This is a genomic window from Pseudomonas sp. ERMR1:02, assembly GCF_002277815.1.
Taxonomy (GTDB): Bacteria; Pseudomonadota; Gammaproteobacteria; order Pseudomonadales; family Pseudomonadaceae; genus Aquipseudomonas.
This window is the reverse complement of sequence record NZ_NKJI01000021.1, coordinates 28,859-48,008: the sequence shown is the minus strand read 5'-3', so window position 1 is coordinate 48,008 and position 19,150 is coordinate 28,859. Positions and strand designations below refer to the sequence as shown.

The following is a 19,150-nucleotide window of genomic DNA, read 5'->3' as shown; positions in this document are numbered from 1 at the left end:
TTTGGCATCCTGTGCGTGGGATTTTTTCCCACGCTTAATAATTAGACCTCTTTGCACAGAGGATCAAGCGGCGCACAGAAAAGTCGACCGGTGGTTGGCCCGTAAAGAAGTTGGAAATGACTTACAGCGAGATGAGCTTTTTCAGACGAGATAGGCACCTACCGCCATAGGCAGCAGCTTAGTGCCAAGATGAAAGAAAACTGACGGCCGGAGGACGTCTATTCAGGTGGTCAAATGGAGTGCAATTTCGCACATCACTCAATCACTCAATCTGCAAGTTGGGAAAACGTAAAAAAGTTAGATTTACTAAGCCACTGGTTTAACTCATACAAATAAAATCTAACCGTTAAGGTGGCTCCGGAACTTGTGCGTCATGACTTGAACCAGGCCTTCGAGAGTCCCCAACCGGGCTTAGCTACGATATTGCCGGCGGCACGCGCCTAGCAACCATTGATGCAGATCACAACGCCTGCCTGTTAATCTGGTTGTCTATACGATGAGGAAAAATGGGAAGGAAAGTGAAAGGAAGTCATTAGATATACCCTGTAGATGAACCCGCCGAGAGAGGCAGTGTGGAACCGCATCTGAAGACGTCGAAAGCAGCTCACTCCACCGCTCCCCTTCGCCTCGACGCAGTATCGGGGCTCACGGCTGCCGCAGTCGTGCTGCCCAAAGCAATGGCCTACGCGACTGTCGCGGGTCTACCTGTTGCCGTCGGTCTGTATACGGCCTTCGTCCCGATGTTGATCTACGCATTGCTGGGAACGTCGCGAGTACTGAGTGTCAGCTCCACTGCTACGCTGGCGATCTTGGCCGGTGCGCAGGTCGGCTTGGCCGTACCGGACGGCGACCCGGAGAAGCTAATCACGGCAAGTGCAACGCTAACGGTGTTGGTTGGCACGATGCTGCTCCTGGCGCGAATAATACGCCTGGGATTTCTCGCGAACTTCATATCCTCCCCGGTGTTGAGCGGCTTCAAAGCGGGGGTGGGGCTTGTCATCGTTCTGGACCAGGTGCCCAAACTCCTCGGTATCCACATCGCAAAACAAAGTTTTTTCGTTGACGTCCTCAACATAGTGCAACACGTGCCGGAGAGTTCCCTGATCACGCTCGCGGTAGCGGTGGTGGCGTTCCTGATGCTCATCGCGATGGAGCGCCTGTGGGCACATTCGCCTGCGCCATTGATTGTGGTCGGTGTCAGCATCGCCGCGTCATGGTACTTCGGCTTACAGGCTCTGGGAGCTTCGACGGTCGGCGTGATTCCACAAGGGTTACCATCATTTACGTTGCCTGATCTCGCGCTGATCAAGCAGATGGTGCCGGGTGCGCTCGGGATCGCGCTGATGAGTTTTACCGAAACGATTGCGGCGGGGCGCGCATTTGTCCGGCCAGGCGATCCCCCCATCGATGCGAACCGCGAGTTGGTCGCGACCGGTCTCGGCAACCTTGCTGGTGCTCTGCTCGGCGCGATGCCTGCCGGTGGCGGCACCTCACAGACGGCTGTTGTACGTGCCACAGGAGGGCAGTCTCAGGTGGTCTCGATCGTCACTGCTGGCGCGGCGCTTGCCACGATGCTGCTTCTATCCAGGTTACTCGGGTTTCTACCTCACGCCACACTGGCCGCTATCGTCATTTACTACTCGGTCGGGCTGATCCAGCCGCGAGAGTTCCTGGCCATTCGTAAGGTGCGTCCAATGGAGTTTCACTGGGCGCTTGTTGCCATGGTGTGTGCTTTTGTTTGGCACGCTCCAGGGGATCACTGTGGCAATCATCGTATCGTTGGTCAGTTTGGCCTACCAGACCGCGCGCCCGCACGTGTATGTCCTTGGTCGCAAGTGTGGCACCGACGTGCTACGCCCCTTGTCAGAAGACCACCCTAGTGACGAGACTTTTGAGGGACTGCTGATTGTGCGGCCGGAGGGACGCCTGTTTTTTCTCAACGCTGACTATGTGAAGGAACAGATTATCACTCTGGAGAGACAGTATCAGCCGCGAGTGGTTGTCTGGGACATGAGTGCGGTGCCCGATATCGAATATTCGGCACTGCAAGCGCTGATAGAAGGCGAGAAAATCTTGGCCAAGCTGGGCACCAGTCTCTGGCTAGCGGGGCTGAATCCCGGCGTACTTGAGATGGTGCGGCGTGCAGGGTTCGACGAGAGACTTGGGAGTGAGCGTATGTTGTTCAACGCCCATGCAGCAATCGAGCGCTATCAAGCACAGAAATCTACTCTGTTGGGTGACGCGCAGTAGCTCAGCTGTTGGACGCGCGGTTCAAACGTCACCAGGACTTGTGGTCGTCGTCGATTGTCGTGTGGAAAAACTGATAAATATGATTGACCACAGCGAAGAAGACACCCGTGGATAAACCGCACATGAGGATGCCGGTCAAGCCCTCCATCAACCCGAGCAGACGCCAGGGTTTACCCAGCACCACATCGCCGTAACCAATCGTCGCATAGGTCACTCCAGAGAAGTAAAACGCCGTTTCGGGATCGGGTAGACACCCCTGCCACACATAGAATGCCCCCCAGATCGAGATCGCCATCAAATGCAGCAGAACCATATAGCAGGCAACCCACACCAACCGCGTACTAATGGCCCCTAGTTGCGTCATAAGAACATTTCCCCTGTGGTCCAGAATCCTAAGCATCAGGGCCAGACCGACTGCATGCAGGCCCACGGTAATGGCCGCCAGCCCCCATGCGAAAAAGATGCTTGAATACATTAAGTGCTCCTCCAGGATGTTACCCCAACCGGCCAAGAGTCAGAATCCAGCCGCTCACTTGTGCAGAGTCCCTAAGCGAGCGGCTGAACATCCTTCCGCCGGAAAGGTACGCCGCGTCAGCTCAGCAAAACCGCCACTAACGCCATTGAAACGCCATCCTGGCATCGAGCAAAACCGGGTGTTTGACCGACATCAACAAAAGCCGCTCGCAGTTGAGGATAGATGGGGGGTCTTCGCGAGAGACCGGATCCTTTGTAGAACAAGCAGATAGACATGCTGGGTGAGGTTCGACCTCGCCTGTAACTATGAACTATGAATTTCCGCTGGTTGACCACGTCGAGGGTAAACATGCGGAGCCTCGATTCTCTCCTTGAGCTTGGCAGCATAGTCCTTAGCACTTTTTTGAAACTGCACTCGTCGGATGCCAAAACATACAGACCAAAGAGCTTCGCTTTGACTGGATAGATACTCGACCTTCACTGACATGATCATGTCTCCAAGGTGTGATCCAAGGGTTAAAAATGGATTTCAGCGGTCTTGAGTCCCAAGTCTCGAAGTTCGGCGATCAAGTCATCCAGACGCCCGAAAGACTCGACCTCCTCGTTGTCATCAACCAAGAAGTAACTGCTCCCGGCGTCTTTCTTGAAGAACACAATCCACTCCTTGGGGTTGGTCGGGTTTGCGATCACATGGGTGTCAAAGGTCACACCTTCGGCATGTTTGCTTTTCACAGCTTTACGATTCATGTCAGTCACCTCGCTTCACGCGCTCTCGAAATTTTCTATTTGCAGTGCGCGCCCGTTCAGCCCCAGGCGAGTCTTCACTATAAACATCTCCAGCCTCACGAAGCAGTGGTAGTAAAGGCTTTTCAATTATCACTGCATGTTAATATTATGCACATACACCCATTGAGGAGCTAACCATGATTGCGATAGGTGAGGCATGGAAAGCGGGACTATTGGGTCGAAAGCACTGGCTGCGCAATATGGTGTCTGGTGTGATAGTCGGGGTCGTGGCGCTCCCCCTGGCAATGGCCTTTGCCATTGCCTCTGGCGTCAAGCCTGAGCAAGGCATCTACACCGCAATCATCGGCGGCCTGCTGGTTTCGCTCTTTGGGGGAAGCCGCTTGCAGATTGCCGGGCCGACAGGTGCGTTCATCGTGATTCTGGCGGGAGTCACGGCCAAGCATGGCGTTGACGGTCTGCAAATCGCCACGATGATGGCGGGTGCCATGTTGTTATTGCTGGGGATTGCCCGGCTCGGTGCAGTCATCAAGTTTATCCCCGACCCAGTGATCGTCGGATTCACCGCCGGTATCGGCGTAATCATCTGGGTTGGGCAGTGGAAGGACTTTTTCGGTTTACCGAATATCAGTGGAGAGCACTTCCACGAAAAACTATGGCACTTGCTACAGGCGCTCCCGGATCTTCATAGGGCCACCACCCTGCTGGCCGCACTCAGTCTTTTCTTGGTAATTACCGCGTCCAAAATTCCCGGGCTCAAACGGGTACCGGGCCCGCTAGTCGCGATGGCGGTGGCTACAGCGATACAGTCGACTTTTCATTTCGAGGGGTAGCCACGATTGGCAGCGCATTTGGTGGGATACCTCAAGGCCTTCCAACGTTAAGCCTGCCTGAAATCACGCTGTCTCGTGTCATTGATCTGATTGGCCCGGCTTTCACTATCGCCATGCTTGGGGCAATCGAATCGCTGCTATCGGCAATGGTGGCCGATGGTATGGCGGGCACTAAGCACGATTCCAATCAGGAACTGATCGGCCAAGGGATCGCTAATCTAGCCACGCCATTGTTCGGTGGCTTCGCTGCTACCGGAGCCATTGCCCGAACTGCTACCAATATCCGTAACGGCGGTACAAGTCCGCTGGCTGGCATTACACATGCGATCACCTTGGTGCTTATTATTATGTTCCTGGCACCTCTGGCCTCAAACATCCCACTGTGCGCCCTCGCCGCCATCCTGTTCGTAGTTGCGTACAACATGAGCGAGTTGAAACACTTCAAGCGCATGGTTCAGCGAGCCCCACGCGCAGACGTGGCAATACTGCTCATCACTTCAGCCTCACAGTGTTCAGCGACTTGGTGATCGCCGTGAACATCGGCGTCATTCTCGCGATGCTGCACTTCATGCGCCGCATGGCCTCATCTGTGGAGGTGCAGCAGATAGTCGAGCACGACCTTGAAGAAGAGTTGAGGGCTAATGGCCATGCTCACTTGCCGCCAGGGGTACTGATTTATACGATTGAAGGGCCTCTGTTCTTTGGTGCGGCTGAGACCTTCGAGCGCGTGTTAGCACAGACCCATACCGACCCACGTCTGTTGATTATCCGTCTGAAGCGCGTACCGTTTATGGATATCACGGGCTTGCAAGTGTTGGAGGAGGTCATTCAGCAGCTGCACAAGCGCAATATCGTGGTGAAACTCTGCGAAGCGAACACGAAGGTGCTCAATAAGCTCGATAGGGTGGGTATCCTGCAAGACATTGGCTCGGAGCATTACCACGCCGACTTCAACACCGCGTTGGCTAAAGCTGTCAGTCACGTAGAGGGTACATCGACCCTCTAGAGACTAACTGCCAGTGTTGGGTTATGACTTGGTACTGGTGGCATGCTTGCTCTTGGTCGAATAGCTAGCGCCGTGAGTGTCCAGGTAGTCACGAATCAGTTGGCGGACAACCTGGGAAGACGTCAGGTCTTGTGCTGCACAGAGTTCTTCGAAAGCTTTTTTCTTGACGGGATCAATGAGCACAGTGAGGCGCGCAGTCTTGCTTTCCATGGGGTATTCAATCGCTCAAGTCGCTGGATGTTAATCAAATTGTAATTGCCTTGTTCTGTGCTGTCACTGTACAGGCGGCTTGCTGCTCGGTACCTGGACTTTACTCACAAGAAAAGATTTGGTACTCACGGTGGGTGATGAGCCGGTTCTGCGGTTTCTGACTGTCACGACTGACCTGTTTGGGTCGATGGCTGCCCTTGGTAACAGGCAGAAAGCCAAAAGCGGTCATTCAGCGATTCCAGCAAACCAGGGGCGATTCACCGCCTGTTTCCAACGCTATGCACTCAGTGCGCACCACGGGAATCTGGTCCAACATTTAAGCTGATATCATTCAAGAACTTACAAAGCTGAGTAGAAATACATGAACCGTCAAAAAAAACTAAAGCAGTTATTTAAGGCCCAAGCCAAAAAGGCCAGTGCCAAATTGGCACCGAAAAACAAGGTTAAATACATTTGTAAAGCTGACCGATTGAAACTGGCTGCTGAATCCAGTGACGACTCAATCATTTCCCCTGAGAGCTGATCTAAGTAGCTTAAACACCAGCGAATTTTGCACATTCGCTTGGGCATCCACGAATGGATAAACCTCTGCGTTCAATACTCCGGAAATTCATCCCGATAACACACTGGCGAACTGGAGCTCTGGTATCGATCAAGCTCCTCTTCCAGCCATTGGGCGAGCACGACGGCATGGTTTCGCAGCGGGTCATTCGCAGTGAACACTAGCGTCAACATCTCTGTTTGCGAGTACTGCAAAAGCGCCCACCAATGCACCGGCTGAGCAGTCAGTTCCCTGCGATAGGCTGCGGTGAACCTGGCAAAATCCAGCTGCCCGGCCATGAGTGCCTGGTGTAACTCAGTCGAGGGCGCGACGTCGGGGAGCCAGGCATCGAACGGCACTGGCGCCTTGGGGCAATCTTGCGGCCACTGACGGTCTACCAGAATTCGCCGCCCATCTTCGGGCGCGGCAGGGTCGCAGGCACTTTTGCACTGGATCATGATCGTTCATCCCCTCCACTCTCGCGGGCTGACCCCGGTTTTACGGCGAAACGCCCGGGCCAGTGCCGAAGGACTTTCGTAACCGACTTCCTCAGCGATCAGGGCAATCGGCTTGCCCTCGCGCAAGCGCTTCTGGGCCAGGCTGATGCGCCAGCTCACCAGATAATCCACCGGCGCCTGACCAACCACGCGTTTGAAGTGTTCAGCGAAACTGGCCCGGGACATGTTGGCCAGCGCCGACAGCTCGGCCACGCTCCACGCCTTGGCCGGCGCTTCGTGCATCTGGCTCAAGGGGCGTGCCAGTCGCGCATCAGCCAGCCCCGCCATCATGCCCGGCTGCTGATTGCGCGTGCTCAAGATGTGGCGCAGCAACAGAATCACCAGCAATTCGAACAACCGGTCCATCACCGCTTCTCGACCACAGCTGCCGTCGAACGCCTCGTTGAACAACCATTCCAGGGTGCTGGCCAGGGTCGGGATTTCATCGAGTTTGAGCACCAGGTAATCCGGCAACGCGGTGGCGAGGGCATTGCCCGAGCCACCATCGAAGCTCAGCGACGCGCATACCAACTGCGTGCCGGAGTTTTCGGTGGCGAACAAGCGATGACGATACGGTCGAGGAAAAAAGATCAGCGTCGGCTCGGTGAGGCGCAGCTCGCGCTCATCGGCCAGTTTCAGGCCGACCTCGCCCGCCTGCAGCAAATGCATATGACCGCACGCCTGGCTGCCATCGAAGGCCGACGTGCCGCAAAACGTGCCGCTGTGAAAAGTGCCGGCGTTGACACCGAAATGCGTGAGCAAGGTGGACAAGCGATCCATGGGGAAGCTCCCGGGAGCAGTTCTGGACGATCTGTCGTAAATAGTCGACGATTTGCATCCAATAAACCAGCCTGAATCTCTAGCATGAACTCCGTACCCAGCGCCTGTCGCGCTGCAATCTTCGGAGAATCATCATGACCCGCATTATCCCAGTCAGCCTGGAACACGCCACCGACGCCACCCGCCCATTGCTGGAAGGCGTGCAGAAGAAAATCGGATTCCTGCCCAACGTATTCCGGGTGCTGGCCCACGCCCCCGCCGTGCTTGCCTCTTACCTGCAAAACTCGGCGGCATTGGGCAAGACCTCCCTGAGCGCCACCGAGAAGGAAGCGATCTCCCTCGCCACTTCACAGGTCAACGGCTGTGACTACTGCCTGGCGGCGCACACGCTGTTTGCCGGTAAGGCCGGGCTTTCCAGCCAGGAGATTCTCAGCGCCCGGCAAGGCCAGCTCGACGCCTATGCCTTGCTCGCCCGGCAGATCACTGAAAGCCGTGGCCACCTGAGCAACGAACAGATCGCAGCGGCCCGCGCCGCCGGGATCAATGACGCGAAAATCATCGAAGTGATCGCCCACGTGGCCTCGCAGACGCTGACCAACTACCTGAACAACGCCGCCCTGACCGATATCGATTTCCCGGCCATCGACGCCTGATAACGGCCTGTTTTCTGTAGGAGCGAGCCTGCTCGCGAAAAATTCATGGGCGCCGCTGGGCATCAGGTTTCCCGCGTTATCGTTGGCGACCATCGCGAGCGGGCTCGCTCCTACAGGGAATGTTTGAATTCAATGGAGACCGAACATGAACACCGTAACCCTGTACACCACCGACACCTGCCCCTACTGCCGCAGCGCCAAATCACTGCTGGCCAGCAAAGGCATTGCGATGCAAGAGATCAACGTTCAGCGTACGCCTGGCAAACTTGAAGAAATGCTCGACCGTAGCGGAAGGCGCAGCGTGCCGCAGATTTTCGTCGGCGACACGCATATCGGCGGTTTCGACGACCTGGCCAAGCTCGATCGCCAGGGCGGGTTGATGTCGATGTTGGCCTGAACCTGCAACTGATGCTGGCCTGCCCCTAAAACTGTAGGAGCGAGCCTGCTCGCGATGGACTCAAGAACACCACGTACATCCAGAAAGCACGGGGTTTCGTTGACGACCATCGCGAGCAAGCTCGCTCCTACAGATCAGGTATTGGTTTTCAGCTTGGTCCACAGGCGGGTGGCCAACCGTGCGATGGGCGCTGGCAGATCCTCTACGGTGAACAACTTGTCCATCACCGTTTTCGGCGGGTAGATCGCCAGGTCTTGCTTGACCGCCGGCACCACAAATTCATCCGCTGCGCTGTTGGGATTGGCGTAGTGGATGGTGTTGCTGATGTTGGCGATCACCTGCGGCTGCAGCAGGTAGTTCATGTAGGTGTAGCCGTTCTTCTCGTGGGGTGCGCTTTTGGGCATCACCACCATGTCAAACCACAAGGTCGAACCTTCATCCGGGATCGAATAGGCAATGTCGATCCCGTTTTTCGCTTCCTTGGCACTGGCGGCGGCCTGGACGATGTCACCGTTGAAACCAATCACCGCGCAGACGTTGCCGTTGGCCAGGTCGCTAATGTACTTGGAGGCATGGAAGTACTGCACATACGGACGGATTTTCAGCAGCGCCTGCTCGGCTTTCTTGTAGTCCTCAGGCTCGTGGCTATGGGGCGGCAGGCCAAGGTAATTCAGGGTGATCGGCAGAACCTGGGTCGGGTTGTCGATGATCGCCACGCCGCATTCACTGAGTTTCTTGATGTTGGCTTCTTCGAAAAACAGCTTCCAGGAGTGGGTGACATCGGTGTTGCCGAAAATCGCCTTGATCTTCTCGACGTTGTAACCGATGCCCGCCGTACCCCACATGTAGGGATAGCCGTACTGGTTGCCGGGGTCGTTGACCTCGAGTTTTTTCATCAACGCCGGGTCGAGGTTTTTCCAGCCAGGCAACTGGCTCTTGTCGAGTTTCTGGATGGCGCCGGCCTTGATCAGGCGCGACAGGAAGTGGTTAGACGGACTGACCACGTCATAACCGGTATTGCCCGTCATCAACTTCGACTCCAGCACTTCGTTGCTGTCGTGGATGTCGTAAGTGGCCTTGATCCCCGTGTCCTTGGTGAAGTTGGTCAGGGTGTCGTCGGCGATGTAGCCGTTCCAGTTGGAAATGTTCACGGTTTCGTCAGCGTAAGCGGCTGCGCAACACGTCGAGAGAAGAGCCACCAGGGAAACTGTTTTGACGCGCATGTTCATCACCTTCGTATTGAAGTGCTTTTGTTGTTTGTGAAAGGCAGTGTTCTAGATTTCAGTTTTGGCCCGGGCCGTCTCTACGCGCATACGCAGCATGGCACCGATATCGAGCAAGGGTTTGGGCGGCAGCCAGCCGGGCTGGGCGCGTTCCATGACCGATTGCAGCAGTGGCGAGCCGCCGCCCGACGCCAGTTCCGCGAGCAGTCGGCCCCACAGCGTGCCGCGTGCCACACCGGAGCCGTTGCACCCGGCCACGGCAAATACGCCCTCCTCGACCTTGGCGAAATAGGCTTGCCCGGAACGTGATGCGCTGAGGTGACCGGTCCAGGTGTACTGGATGTCCTGCTCGCCCAACATCGGAAAACGACGCTGTAAACCCAGCACATGGTGTTCGCGGCGGGTCGCCAGTTCAGAGAGGGACAAGTCGCGGGAGCGGTATTCGGCGGTGTTGCGGATCATCACCCGACGATCCGGAGTCAGGCGCACTGTGGCTCCCAGCGGTCGGGTCGACAACACGCCCCAGGAATTGGGAGTACCAATGGCTTGAAACTCTTCTTCGCTGAGCGGCCGGGTGAGGCTGGCGCTGAGTTCCATCGGGAAGGTGCCACTGTCACTGATGCCGGAACGGGGAATGAAGGCGTTCAGGCAGACCAGCACCTGCTTCGCTTCAATGCAGCCATTGATGCCGTTGGCGCGAATGCGACCATTGCCGATGCGCTGCAGGCCGGTGATTTCGGTGTTTTCAAACAGCGTGACTTTTTCCGGCAACGCATCGAGCAAGCCCTTCACGTACTTCGCCGGCTGCAGCAGTGCGTTGCCATTGCCGCACCAGATCGCCGCTTTGTAATGTTGCGTGCCGAGTTTCCGGTTCAGCTCTTCACCCTGTAGAAACTGCGCAGAGGCGCCGACGGCGCGTAGCGTCTGCAACTTGGCCTCAACATGGCTCAACTTGCCCGGATCACTGACGGCGAAGAAGTAGCCCGACTCGCGAAAATCGCATTCGATGCCATGCCGGGCTATGCGCTTGCGCACTTCGTCGCTGGCGGCGCGGGAGATCGACGTGTCCACCTGGAAGCCGGCGAATCCGGCGTTGCCTTGCAGCTCAGCCGTGACCGGATTTTCGTGAGCCACCACGAACCCGGAGTTACGCGCCGACGCCCCTTGCGCGGCGCGTTGTCTGTCGACCACCACAATGCGCGCCTGCGGATGCATTTCGGCTAACGAGTGCGCGGCAGACAACCCGGTGATACCGGCGCCGATCACCAGCCAATCGGCCTGTTGCGTACCGCTCAAGGAATCGCGCAACGGAGAATCCCCGGCCTGCGCGATCCAGCCACAAATGTTTTCCATGCATCACCTCTTCGACCTTGTTTGCGCAACCGTTAATCTGTATGCACCAATCGCATGAGTGGTTTGAGATGACGGCGGCTATGGCTAGAATCTAAAGGGTCTTCCTGACTACAACCAACGTTATTAAATCATTCAGGTATTCTGAAAACGCATGGATAAAATTCGCCACGTTCCCTCGCTCCAGGGCTTGCAGGCGCTGGTCGAGGTCGCTGATTCGGGCAGCTTCACCCAGGCGGCGCTAACGCTGTGCCTGACCCAAAGCGCGGTGAGCCGCAAGATTCAGCAACTGGAAAGTCACTTCGGCGTTTCGATGTTTGTGCGCAGCAGCCGTAGCCTTCGCCTGACGCCCGAGGGCGAACAGGTACTGGCCAGTGCGCGCAATATCCTCGAACAACTGAAAACCCTGGAAGACCGGATCGCCCCGCAGAAACGTCCGTTCCGCATCCGCATGCACGTGTCGCTGGCGGTGCGTTGGTTGCTGCCCAAACTCAGCGACTTTTACCGCCATCACCCGGAGGTTTCCCTGGCGATCGAAACCGTGGCTACGGAGGTGGTGGAACCGGCCAGCGACAGCGACGCCTACATCCTCTATCTGCCCGAGCCGTCCAGCGCGGCGGATTGCCTGACCTTGTTCGAAGAAGCGCTGGTGCCGGTGTGTGCGCCAAGCCTTGCGTTGGCGTCGCTGGAAGATCTTGCGAGCTTCGCCCTGCTGCACCGCTCGGCAGACAGGAATGACTGGAAGCATTGGCTGTCCGCCAATGGCGGCAAGTCGCTGGAGGAGTTTCGACACATTCCCTTCAACCTCGACGAACTGGCACTGGATGCCGCGGCGCGGGGACTGGGCGTGGCCATGACCGACATGACCCTGGCGGGCGAGTCGATTGAGCGTGGTGTATTGCACATCCCATTCGGCCAGCCGTTGAAAACCCGGGGGATTTATTCGCTGTGCCTGCAACCTTCAGCGGCGTCGCACCCGGCGTGCGAGTTGGTCATGCAGTGGTTTGCCGGACAGACCACACCTCTGTAGGAGCGAGCTCTGCTCGCGAAAAACCCACAGGCACCGCTGGGCATCAGGTTTCCCGCGTCATCGTTCACGACCGTCGCGAGCACGGCGGCCACCACCAATCCATTGTAGGAGCGAGCTCTGCTCGCGAAAAACCCAAAGGCACCGCTGGGCATCAGGTTTCCCGCGTTATCGTTCATGACCATCGCGAGCAGAGCTCGCTCCTACAGGGGTCCCATTCATTACAGCTTTGTAATCGAGTTGTCGGTCAGCTGTCCGGATCGCCTGGGTAACCTGAACTCACTGCCAGGCACCCCGCCGACAGACCTGAACAGAGAGACTCATCATGAAACTGTATCTCCTCGGTTTCGCCGCCCTCCTCGCCACCAGCTCGGCGTTTGCCGATACACAAAGCACCGCCCCTGTCATCCACGACAAGGACGCGGCCTTCGTCCACCTCGACGTGGCCAAAGTCGTGGGCCAAACCGACATTTCGCAACAATGCGGCATCGTCCCCGCGCAACTGAACTACCTCGACCACCAGGGCCGCCAGCATGAGCTGGACTATATGGTTCAGGGCAGCGGTTGCACCAACGAACATTGATCGTCATCCCTGCGTACCGGCGGATGATCGGGCTACACTGGCGGCACCGGCAGGCCGCTGTAGCCCGCCTGCGCGGAAGCGATTTTGCTGACCCCACACCTGGCAGAACCCCATGAACATCCTCGTAGTCGAAGACGAACCAAAGGCCGGTAACTACCTGCTCAACGGCCTGCAGGAGCTCGGCTACACCGTGAGCCTGGCCCGCGACGGCGTCGATGGCTTGCACCTGGCCCTGGAGCACGCTTTCGATGTGATCGTGCTGGACGTGATGATGCCGAAAATGGACGGCTGGGAAGTCCTGCGCCGCCTGCGCAAGGAAGCCGATACGCCGGTGCTGTTCCTCACCGCCCGCGACGACATCGCCGACCGCATCAAGGGCCTGGAACTGGGCGCCGACGATTACCTGATCAAGCCATTTTCTTTCGCCGAACTGGTGGCCCGCCTGCGCACATTGACCCGCCGTGGCCCGATCCGGGAAGAAGAGCAACTGCAGATCGAAGACCTGCAGATCGATGTGCTCAAACGCCGCGTCACCCGCGCCGGCATTCGCATCACCCTGACCAACAAGGAGTTCGCCCTGTTGCACCTGTTCGCCACGCATCAGGGCCAGGTGCTGTCGCGCTCGATGATCGCGTCACGGGTCTGGGACATGAATTTCGACAGTGACACCAACGTGGTGGATGTCGCGGTTCGCCGTCTGCGGCTGAAAATCGACGACCCGTTCCAGCTCAAGTTGATCCACAGCGTGCGCGGTATCGGCTACCGCTTCGATACCCAGCCATGAGCGCGCGCCTCTTGAACCGGGCAGCCGGTTGGCGTCACTCTCTGACACTGCGTCTGGCCCTGGTGTTTGCGCTGCTGGCATTTGTATCGCTGGCGGTGTTGGGCGTGGCGTTGTACCACGATCTGGAGCGCGAGCTGATCCGCCGTGACGATGCTGCGCTGGTGACCCGCATCGACCAGCTGCGCACCTTTCTTAATGACAGCAACACCGTGGAACTGATCCGCACCAAACCGGCGCTGTTTCAGAACATGCTAGGCAACCGCGAAGCGCTGCTGACCATCGGCGCCCCGGGAGAGCCACCGTTGCTGGTGGTCAACCCCGGCAACCTGCAAATGCCGGCCTTGCCGCCGATGCCCCTCGATCACCCCCTGACCCTCGGCGATGTTCAGCATTTGCCCACGTTCAATGGCGTGCCGTTTTCGGCCCTGGCGGCAACCATCGACTCCGGTGATCAGGGCAAGCTGCAAGTGCTCGCCGCCCGCCTGATGACAGAGCGCACCGCAGTGCTCGCAAGTTACAGGCTCAACGTCTACCTGTTCGCCAGTGTGGCGGCGATTCTGCTGGCGCTCTCCGGCTATGTGCTGGTGGATCGCGGCCTGCTGCCCGTGCGCCGTCTGGCCCGGCATGCCCAGGGCATCGGCGTCGGCAACCTTAACGAACGCCTCGACAGCCTGGGTGCGCCGCGGGAGTTGTTGCCGATGATCGATGCGTTCAACGCCATGCTCGACCGCCTGGGCAAGGGCTTCGTGCAGTTGGGTCAGGTTTCGACTGACATGGCCCATGAGTTGCGCACGCCGATCAACAACCTGCTCGGAGAAACCCAGGTCGCCTTGCAGCAGAACCGCAGCGTCGAAGCCTATCAACAACTGCTCGCTTCCAACGTCGAGGAACTGGAGCGTCTGGCGCGGATGCTCGACAACATGCTGTTTCTGGCCAGAACCGACCCGGCCAGTGCTCTGCGCCAACGCCAGGAACTGGACGCCGCCGATGAAATGGAACGCATGGCCGACTACTTCGAAGGGCTCGCGGCGGATGCCGGAATCCGCATCGATGCCCAGGGCAGCGGGATGATCTGGGCCGAACCGATGCTGCTGCGCCGTGCCATGGCCAACCTGTGTGCCAACGCAATCAAGTACGGTGCGCCCTGCTCCGAGTTGTACATCTGTGCCACGCCGGCAGCCGACGGCATCCGTTTGCTGGTCCGCAACCACGGCCAGACCATCCCCGCCGAACACCTGCCCAGGCTGTTCGAACGCTTCTACCGCGTCGATCAGTCCCGTGAACGCTCGGCTCAATCCAACGGCCTGGGCCTGTCGATCGTGGCGACGATCATGCAGCTGCACAACGGCGCGTATAGCGTCAGCAGTGCCGAGGGGTTACCTGCTTCGAGCTGTTTTTCCCGGCACGCCGACCAGGCGAATGATGCTTGTCCTCCTGCTTGATCGTTCCCACGCTCTGCGTGGTAACGCCTCAACGGACGCTCCGCGTTCGGCTCTTGGGACGCAGAGCGTCCCGGGCTGCATTCCCACGCAGAGCGTGGGAACGATCAGTAATGGCCAGTAAACCGACCAAAAACCCTCGACAACGCGAGTCATGACCTAACCTCATAGGCTGAGTAACTAACAACCCGTCGAGCACGCCTATGTGCAATGCATTGAGGTCAGTGATTTTCATCGTTTTGACGCTGTTCGGGCCGAGCGGCGCAATGCTGTCGGCGGCGCCAATACCCACCTCCCCTGCCGTCAGCGTCACGCCCGCTTCCGCAAGCATTACCGATAGCGATCTTGACGCGCTGCTCAACCAGCTCAACAGCCTCAAGCAGCAGATTTCCCAGGCCAGCAATTACAGTCAGCTGGGAGCCCGCAGGATCTGCTTCTGGCGCTGATACAGGAAATCGCTGGTCAGTCGGCATTGCTGTTGCCCGAACAGGCTCAATTGCAGGCGCAGTTGGGCGTGCTGGGCCCTGCACCCGCTGGCGAGGCTGCACAGGAGAAGTCCGATATTGCCTTGCAAAGGGTTGCTCTCATCGAGCAAAAGAATCAGATCGATAACAAACTCAAGACCCTGGCAGCGCTCAAAACCAGTGCCGCCGAGCTGCTGACCCAAATTCCGCCATCCGCCGCAGCCTGCTGGAAACCGAAGTGACCCAGCAGACCCACAGCATCCTGAACCCTTGGTTCTGGACGCCACTGTTCAATCCGCCAGCGGACGACCGGGAACGCCTGAGTGCATTCATCCAACAGATTAACGCCACGCTCGACGCGGCCTGGCAACCGGGTCAGCGCCTCTACACCAGTGTCTTGCTTGCGCTGGCCCTGGTCCTTTGGTTTGCCGGGCGCAGCCTGGCTGAGCGCGGGCTGACCTGGCTGTGCATTCATCGCATGCCCGAAGGTCGATTGCGGCGCAGTTCTCTTGCCTTGGCTTCGGTTCTCGCCACTGTCCTGGCGGCCTGGTTTGCCTTGCATCTGCTGTTTTTGCCATCACGCGCCAACTGCCGTTGACGCCGCAACTGGCGGGGTTTTCTCAGGACTTTGAAAAGATTGTTTATACCTGCGTGCTGATCACCGGGTTGAGCCGCGCACTCCTGTCCACGCAACACCCTTCGTGGCGGCTGCCGGCGATTGCCGACCCGGTGGCTCTGGCGATCAAGCCCTTCCCCATCCGCCTGGCCTGGGTGCTGCTGGTTCTGGTGGCGGTGGCGCAGATGACCAATGCCATTGGCATGAGCTCCCAGGTCGTGATCCCGGTCAGGGGTTTCGTCGCATTGGTCATTTCAGGGATGATCGGTGCGCTACTGTTGCGCGTCAGTAAAACCCGGCGGGCGCTGGTCGCGACCGGTGCTGTTGCCGAAGCGGGCACGACGCTGGCCGGCGTGATTTATGCTTTTGCCAGCGTTGCGGTGGTGATTTCCCTACTGGCGTTGCTGATTGGCTACGTGTCGATGTCGCGCTTCATCACTTACGAGCTGGTCTGGCTGTTCATCATCTTTTCCGGCTTCTATCTGCTGATCCAGCTGCTCAAGGATGGCTGCGAATACCTGTTTTCACCCCGACACTCCACCGGCAAGGCCCTCAAACAGTCGCTGGGCATTGGCGATGCGCGCCTGGAGCAGATTTCGATCATTTTGTCCGGCGTCGGTCGAGCCGCACTGTTACTGATCGGTTTCATCACGCTGTTGGTGGGTGGATTTGGATCGACGCTCGGACAACTGGCCACCAACATCCTGGCCATCCTCGGCGGCGACGGGCTGCGCAAACTGAACATAGTCCCGGGGAACCTGCTGCACGCTGTGTTCGCCCTGTTCCTCGGTATCTACCTGATCCGCGCGTTGAGGCGCTGGCTGGACAACGAGTTCCTGCCGAAAACGGAAATGGACCCTGGCATGTGTGCCTCGCTCAGCACGTTGTTCGCCAATATCGGCTATGCGCTGGTCATCCTGCTCGCGCTGTCATCGCTGGGGGTGAAATGGACCAATCTGGCCTGGATCGTCAGTGCCTTGTCGGTGGGATCGGTTTCGGCTTGCAAGAGATCGTCAAGAACTTCGTCTCCGGCCTGATCCTGCTGACCGAACGCCCAGTGAAAGTCGGCGACCTGATCAGTATCAGCGGAGTGGAGGGCGACATCCGCCGGATTAACGTGCGGGCCACCGAAATTCAACTGGCCGACCGCTCGATCGTCATCGTGCCCAACTCGCAACTGATCTCGCAGAACCTGCGCAACGTCACCCTCGGCGGCAGCGCCCAAGGGGTGGCGACACTCGAACTGATGTTCCCGCTGGACATTGACCCGGAGCAAGTACGCAACCTGCTGTTCGACACCTACACCGAGCACGAATCCATCCTCGATAAACCGGCTCCGTACGTGCGTTTCAGCCAACTCAAACCCGAAGGCATCACCTTGACCATCACCGGTTATGTCGACAGCCCGCGCACGGTCGGTGCGATCAAGAGCGAGCTGCTGTTTGAAATCCTCAAGCGGCTGGGTGCCGCCGGCATTGAACTGGCGAAACCACCGCCTGCGGCGTGATGCAAATCCCTGGCGCTTTCTGCGATCCCCTGTAGGAGCGAGCTTGCTCGCGATGGACGTCAACGATAACGCGTGCTGTCTTAATGAGCGCGTTGCCCAGACATTTTTCGCGAGCAAGCTCGCTCCTACAGGTCACTCAACTCAGTGGGCGATGCACACCGACTTGAGCTCGGTGTAAGCCTCGATCACCGCGCGACCAAACTCGCGGCCCATGCCCGATTGCTTGACCCCACCGAACGGCATCGCCGGGTCGAGTAGCACGTGGGCGTTGACCCACACCGTGCCGGCTTCGATGCGTGGCACCAGGTTCATCGCCTTGCTCAGGTCGTTGGTCCACAGGCTGGCGGCCAGGCCATAGCGGTTGTCGTTGGCCAGGGCGATTACCGCGTCCTCATCGTCGAACGGCATCACGCCCAGCACCGGACCGAACACTTCTTCGCGGGCCACGGCCATGCTGTGGTCGATATCGGCGAGGATCGTCGGTTGCACGAAGAAGCCGTCGCCTTCCAGCAACTCACCACCGGCCACCACCCGCGCGCCTTCGCGGCGGGCCAGTTCGATGTGCTTGAGTACGCTCTGCTGTTGCTTGCGCGACACCAGCGGGTTGATCGCCGCTTCACAGTTCATGCCGGCACCGATCGGCATGGCCGATACCGCCGCCGCCAGCGCTTCAACGAATTGGTCGTGGATCGAGCGGTGCACATAGAAGCGCGACGCTGCGGCGCAGACCTGGCCGTTGTTCAGCAGGCCACCGAGAATCGCGCCTTGAACGGCTTTTTCGATGTCGGCATCGGCGAGCACGATCATCGGGTTCTTGCCGCCCAGTTCCAGCGAGAAGCGCGTCATGTTTTCCATGCACGCCACGCCGACGCTTTTGCCCACGGCGGTGGAACCGGTAAAGGACACTTTGCTCACCAGCGGGTGTTGGGTCAGCACGCCGCCAACCGAAGCACCGCCGCCAGTAACGACGTTGAACACGCCCGCCGGAATGCCCGCTTCGAGAGCCAGTTCGGCCAGACGCATGGCGGTCAACGGGGTTTCCATCGCTGGTTTGATGATCACCGTGCAACCGGTTGCCAGTGCTGGCATCAGCTTCCACGCGGCGATCAGCAGCGGGAAATTCCACGGCACGATACCGACCACCACACCTACCGGCTCACGCTTGGTGAATGCGGTGAATTTCGCGCCAGGCGGCAGCGGAATCGACACATCGAAGGTCTGCCCTTCGATCTTGGTCGCCCAGCCGGACATGTAGCGCATGAACTCCACGGTCGCGTTCAAATCCAGCGCACGGGCCATATTGATCGACTTGCCCTGGCTCAGGGTTTCCAGTTGCGCCAGCTCTTCGGCGTGCTCTTCCACCAGGCGGGTGAAATTGAGCAGGATGCGTTCGCGGTCGGCTGGACGCAGCGCGGACCAGACGCCGGACTTGAACGCTTTGTGCGACGACTGCACAGCGCGCTCGACGATTTCCAGCGGCGCATCCAGGGTTTCGCACAGGGTCTGCCCGGTGGCCGGGTTGACCACGGCAATGCTTTCGCCTTCGGCAAACACCCACTGACCATCGATAAAGCAGCCGTGACGGCGTTCGAGGAATGCAGCAACCTGCGGCAGAATTTCAACGTTGCTCATAAATCACCTTTCGTTCATTCAAATGTAGGAGCCGGCTTGCTGGCGAAAGCGTCCCTTCGGGAGGTGCAAGACTCAAAATTGCCTTCGCTGGCAAGCCAGCTCCTACAGGGGTTGGTTGGTCAAGCGCGTGTGTCAGCCGT

16 protein-coding genes and 3 pseudogenes are annotated in these 19,150 nt (G+C 58.4%); 11 read left to right on the top strand and 8 right to left on the bottom strand.

Annotation, left to right across the window (positions count from 1 at the left end; genetic code table 11):
- The first annotated feature begins 572 nt into the window (after positions 1–572).
- Both CES87_RS26685 and CES87_RS33690 read left to right on the top strand, forming a co-directional pair.
- Positions 573–1,880, top strand: a complete 1,308-nt coding sequence (locus CES87_RS26685; protein WP_256591105.1) for a SulP family inorganic anion transporter — start codon at positions 573–575, stop codon at positions 1,878–1,880.
- Positions 1,861–2,250, top strand: a complete 390-nt coding sequence (locus CES87_RS33690) for a sodium-independent anion transporter (protein WP_256591104.1) — start codon at positions 1,861–1,863, stop codon at positions 2,248–2,250. Before CES87_RS26685 ends, CES87_RS33690 begins: the two co-directional genes overlap by 20 nt.
- A gap of 28 nt (positions 2,251–2,278) precedes the next feature.
- Here CES87_RS33690 and CES87_RS26680 read toward each other — a convergent pair whose 3' ends face one another.
- Both CES87_RS26680 and CES87_RS26675 read right to left on the bottom strand, forming a co-directional pair.
- The gene (locus tag CES87_RS26680; protein ID WP_128608464.1) at positions 2,279–2,725 is read right to left on the bottom strand and encodes a potassium channel family protein; all 447 of its coding nucleotides are present in this window, start codon (positions 2,723–2,725) and stop codon (positions 2,279–2,281) included.
- Between the two features lie 515 nt (positions 2,726–3,240).
- Positions 3,241–3,471 (bottom strand): hypothetical protein, encoded by a 231-nt coding sequence (locus tag CES87_RS26675; protein WP_128608463.1) that lies wholly within the window; start codon positions 3,469–3,471, stop codon positions 3,241–3,243.
- Positions 3,472–3,647: 176 nt separating this feature from the next.
- Between CES87_RS26675 and CES87_RS26670 the strand changes: the two are divergent.
- Positions 3,648–5,307, top strand: a pseudogene (locus CES87_RS26670) (SulP family inorganic anion transporter).
- A gap of 21 nt (positions 5,308–5,328) precedes the next feature.
- Here the strand turns inward: CES87_RS26670 and CES87_RS26665 are convergent.
- Positions 5,329–5,517: a ribbon-helix-helix protein, CopG family gene (locus CES87_RS26665; protein WP_128608462.1), complete on the bottom strand. Its 189-nt coding sequence runs from the start codon at positions 5,515–5,517 to the stop codon at positions 5,329–5,331.
- 361 nt (positions 5,518–5,878) lie between these two features.
- Here CES87_RS26665 and CES87_RS26660 point away from each other — a divergent pair, with 361 nt between their 5' ends.
- A complete protein-coding gene (locus tag CES87_RS26660; RefSeq protein ID WP_128608461.1) occupies positions 5,879–6,040 on the top strand; it encodes a DUF2986 domain-containing protein in 162 nt (53 codons plus the stop codon).
- Between the two features lie 71 nt (positions 6,041–6,111).
- Here the strand turns inward: CES87_RS26660 and CES87_RS26655 are convergent, their stop codons facing one another.
- Positions 6,112–6,516, bottom strand: coding sequence for a DUF488 domain-containing protein (locus tag CES87_RS26655; protein WP_128608460.1), 405 nt, complete (start codon positions 6,514–6,516; stop codon positions 6,112–6,114).
- Between the two features lie 6 nt (positions 6,517–6,522).
- Positions 6,523–7,335 carry an AraC family transcriptional regulator gene (locus tag CES87_RS26650; RefSeq protein WP_128608459.1) on the bottom strand — a complete coding sequence of 271 codons (813 nt, stop codon included), beginning with the start codon at positions 7,333–7,335 and terminating at the stop codon, positions 6,523–6,525.
- A 134-nt stretch (positions 7,336–7,469) separates the two neighbouring features.
- On the opposite strand from CES87_RS26650, the gene CES87_RS26645 reads away from it, so the two are divergent.
- Together CES87_RS26645 and grxC are read left to right on the top strand one after the other, a co-directional pair.
- Entirely contained in the window at positions 7,470–7,988 is a 519-nt protein-coding gene (locus CES87_RS26645) for a carboxymuconolactone decarboxylase family protein (RefSeq protein ID WP_128608458.1), read from the top strand.
- Positions 7,989–8,133: 145 nt separating this feature from the next.
- Positions 8,134–8,385, top strand: coding sequence for a glutaredoxin 3 (gene grxC / locus CES87_RS26640; protein ID WP_128608457.1), 252 nt, complete (start codon positions 8,134–8,136; stop codon positions 8,383–8,385).
- 134 nt (positions 8,386–8,519) lie between these two features.
- On the opposite strand, the gene CES87_RS26635 is transcribed toward grxC, so the two are convergent.
- Both CES87_RS26635 and CES87_RS26630 read right to left on the bottom strand, forming a co-directional pair.
- Positions 8,520–9,608, bottom strand: coding sequence for a polyamine ABC transporter substrate-binding protein (locus tag CES87_RS26635; RefSeq protein WP_128608456.1), 1,089 nt, complete (start codon positions 9,606–9,608; stop codon positions 8,520–8,522).
- Between the two features lie 51 nt (positions 9,609–9,659).
- Positions 9,660–10,961 carry an FAD-binding oxidoreductase gene (locus CES87_RS26630; protein ID WP_128608455.1) on the bottom strand — a complete coding sequence of 434 codons (1,302 nt, stop codon included), beginning with the start codon at positions 10,959–10,961 and terminating at the stop codon, positions 9,660–9,662.
- Between the two features lie 151 nt (positions 10,962–11,112).
- Between CES87_RS26630 and CES87_RS26625 the strand changes: the two genes are divergently transcribed.
- The 5 genes and pseudogenes from CES87_RS26625 (at position 11,113) to CES87_RS26600 (ending at position 17,378) form a co-directional block, all read left to right on the top strand.
- Positions 11,113–11,988 carry a LysR substrate-binding domain-containing protein gene (locus CES87_RS26625; RefSeq protein WP_128608454.1) on the top strand — a complete coding sequence of 292 codons (876 nt, stop codon included), beginning with the start codon at positions 11,113–11,115 and terminating at the stop codon, positions 11,986–11,988.
- A 322-nt stretch (positions 11,989–12,310) separates the two neighbouring features.
- Positions 12,311–12,568 carry a DUF2790 domain-containing protein gene (locus CES87_RS26615; RefSeq protein WP_128608452.1) on the top strand — a complete coding sequence of 86 codons (258 nt, stop codon included), beginning with the start codon at positions 12,311–12,313 and terminating at the stop codon, positions 12,566–12,568.
- Between the two features lie 112 nt (positions 12,569–12,680).
- Positions 12,681–13,352, top strand: coding sequence for a heavy metal response regulator transcription factor (locus CES87_RS26610; protein WP_128608451.1), 672 nt, complete (start codon positions 12,681–12,683; stop codon positions 13,350–13,352).
- Positions 13,349–14,775, top strand: a pseudogene (locus tag CES87_RS26605) (heavy metal sensor histidine kinase). The gene CES87_RS26610 and the pseudogene CES87_RS26605 overlap by 4 nt, the downstream one beginning before the upstream one ends.
- Before the next feature lie 219 nt (positions 14,776–14,994).
- Positions 14,995–17,378 (top strand): annotated as a pseudogene (locus CES87_RS26600) (DUF3772 domain-containing protein).
- A 141-nt stretch (positions 17,379–17,519) separates the two neighbouring features.
- Here the strand turns inward: CES87_RS26600 and CES87_RS26595 are convergent.
- Positions 17,520–19,010, bottom strand: a complete 1,491-nt coding sequence (locus tag CES87_RS26595) for an aldehyde dehydrogenase family protein (protein WP_128608450.1) — start codon at positions 19,008–19,010, stop codon at positions 17,520–17,522.
- Positions 19,011–19,150 lie beyond the last annotated feature (140 nt).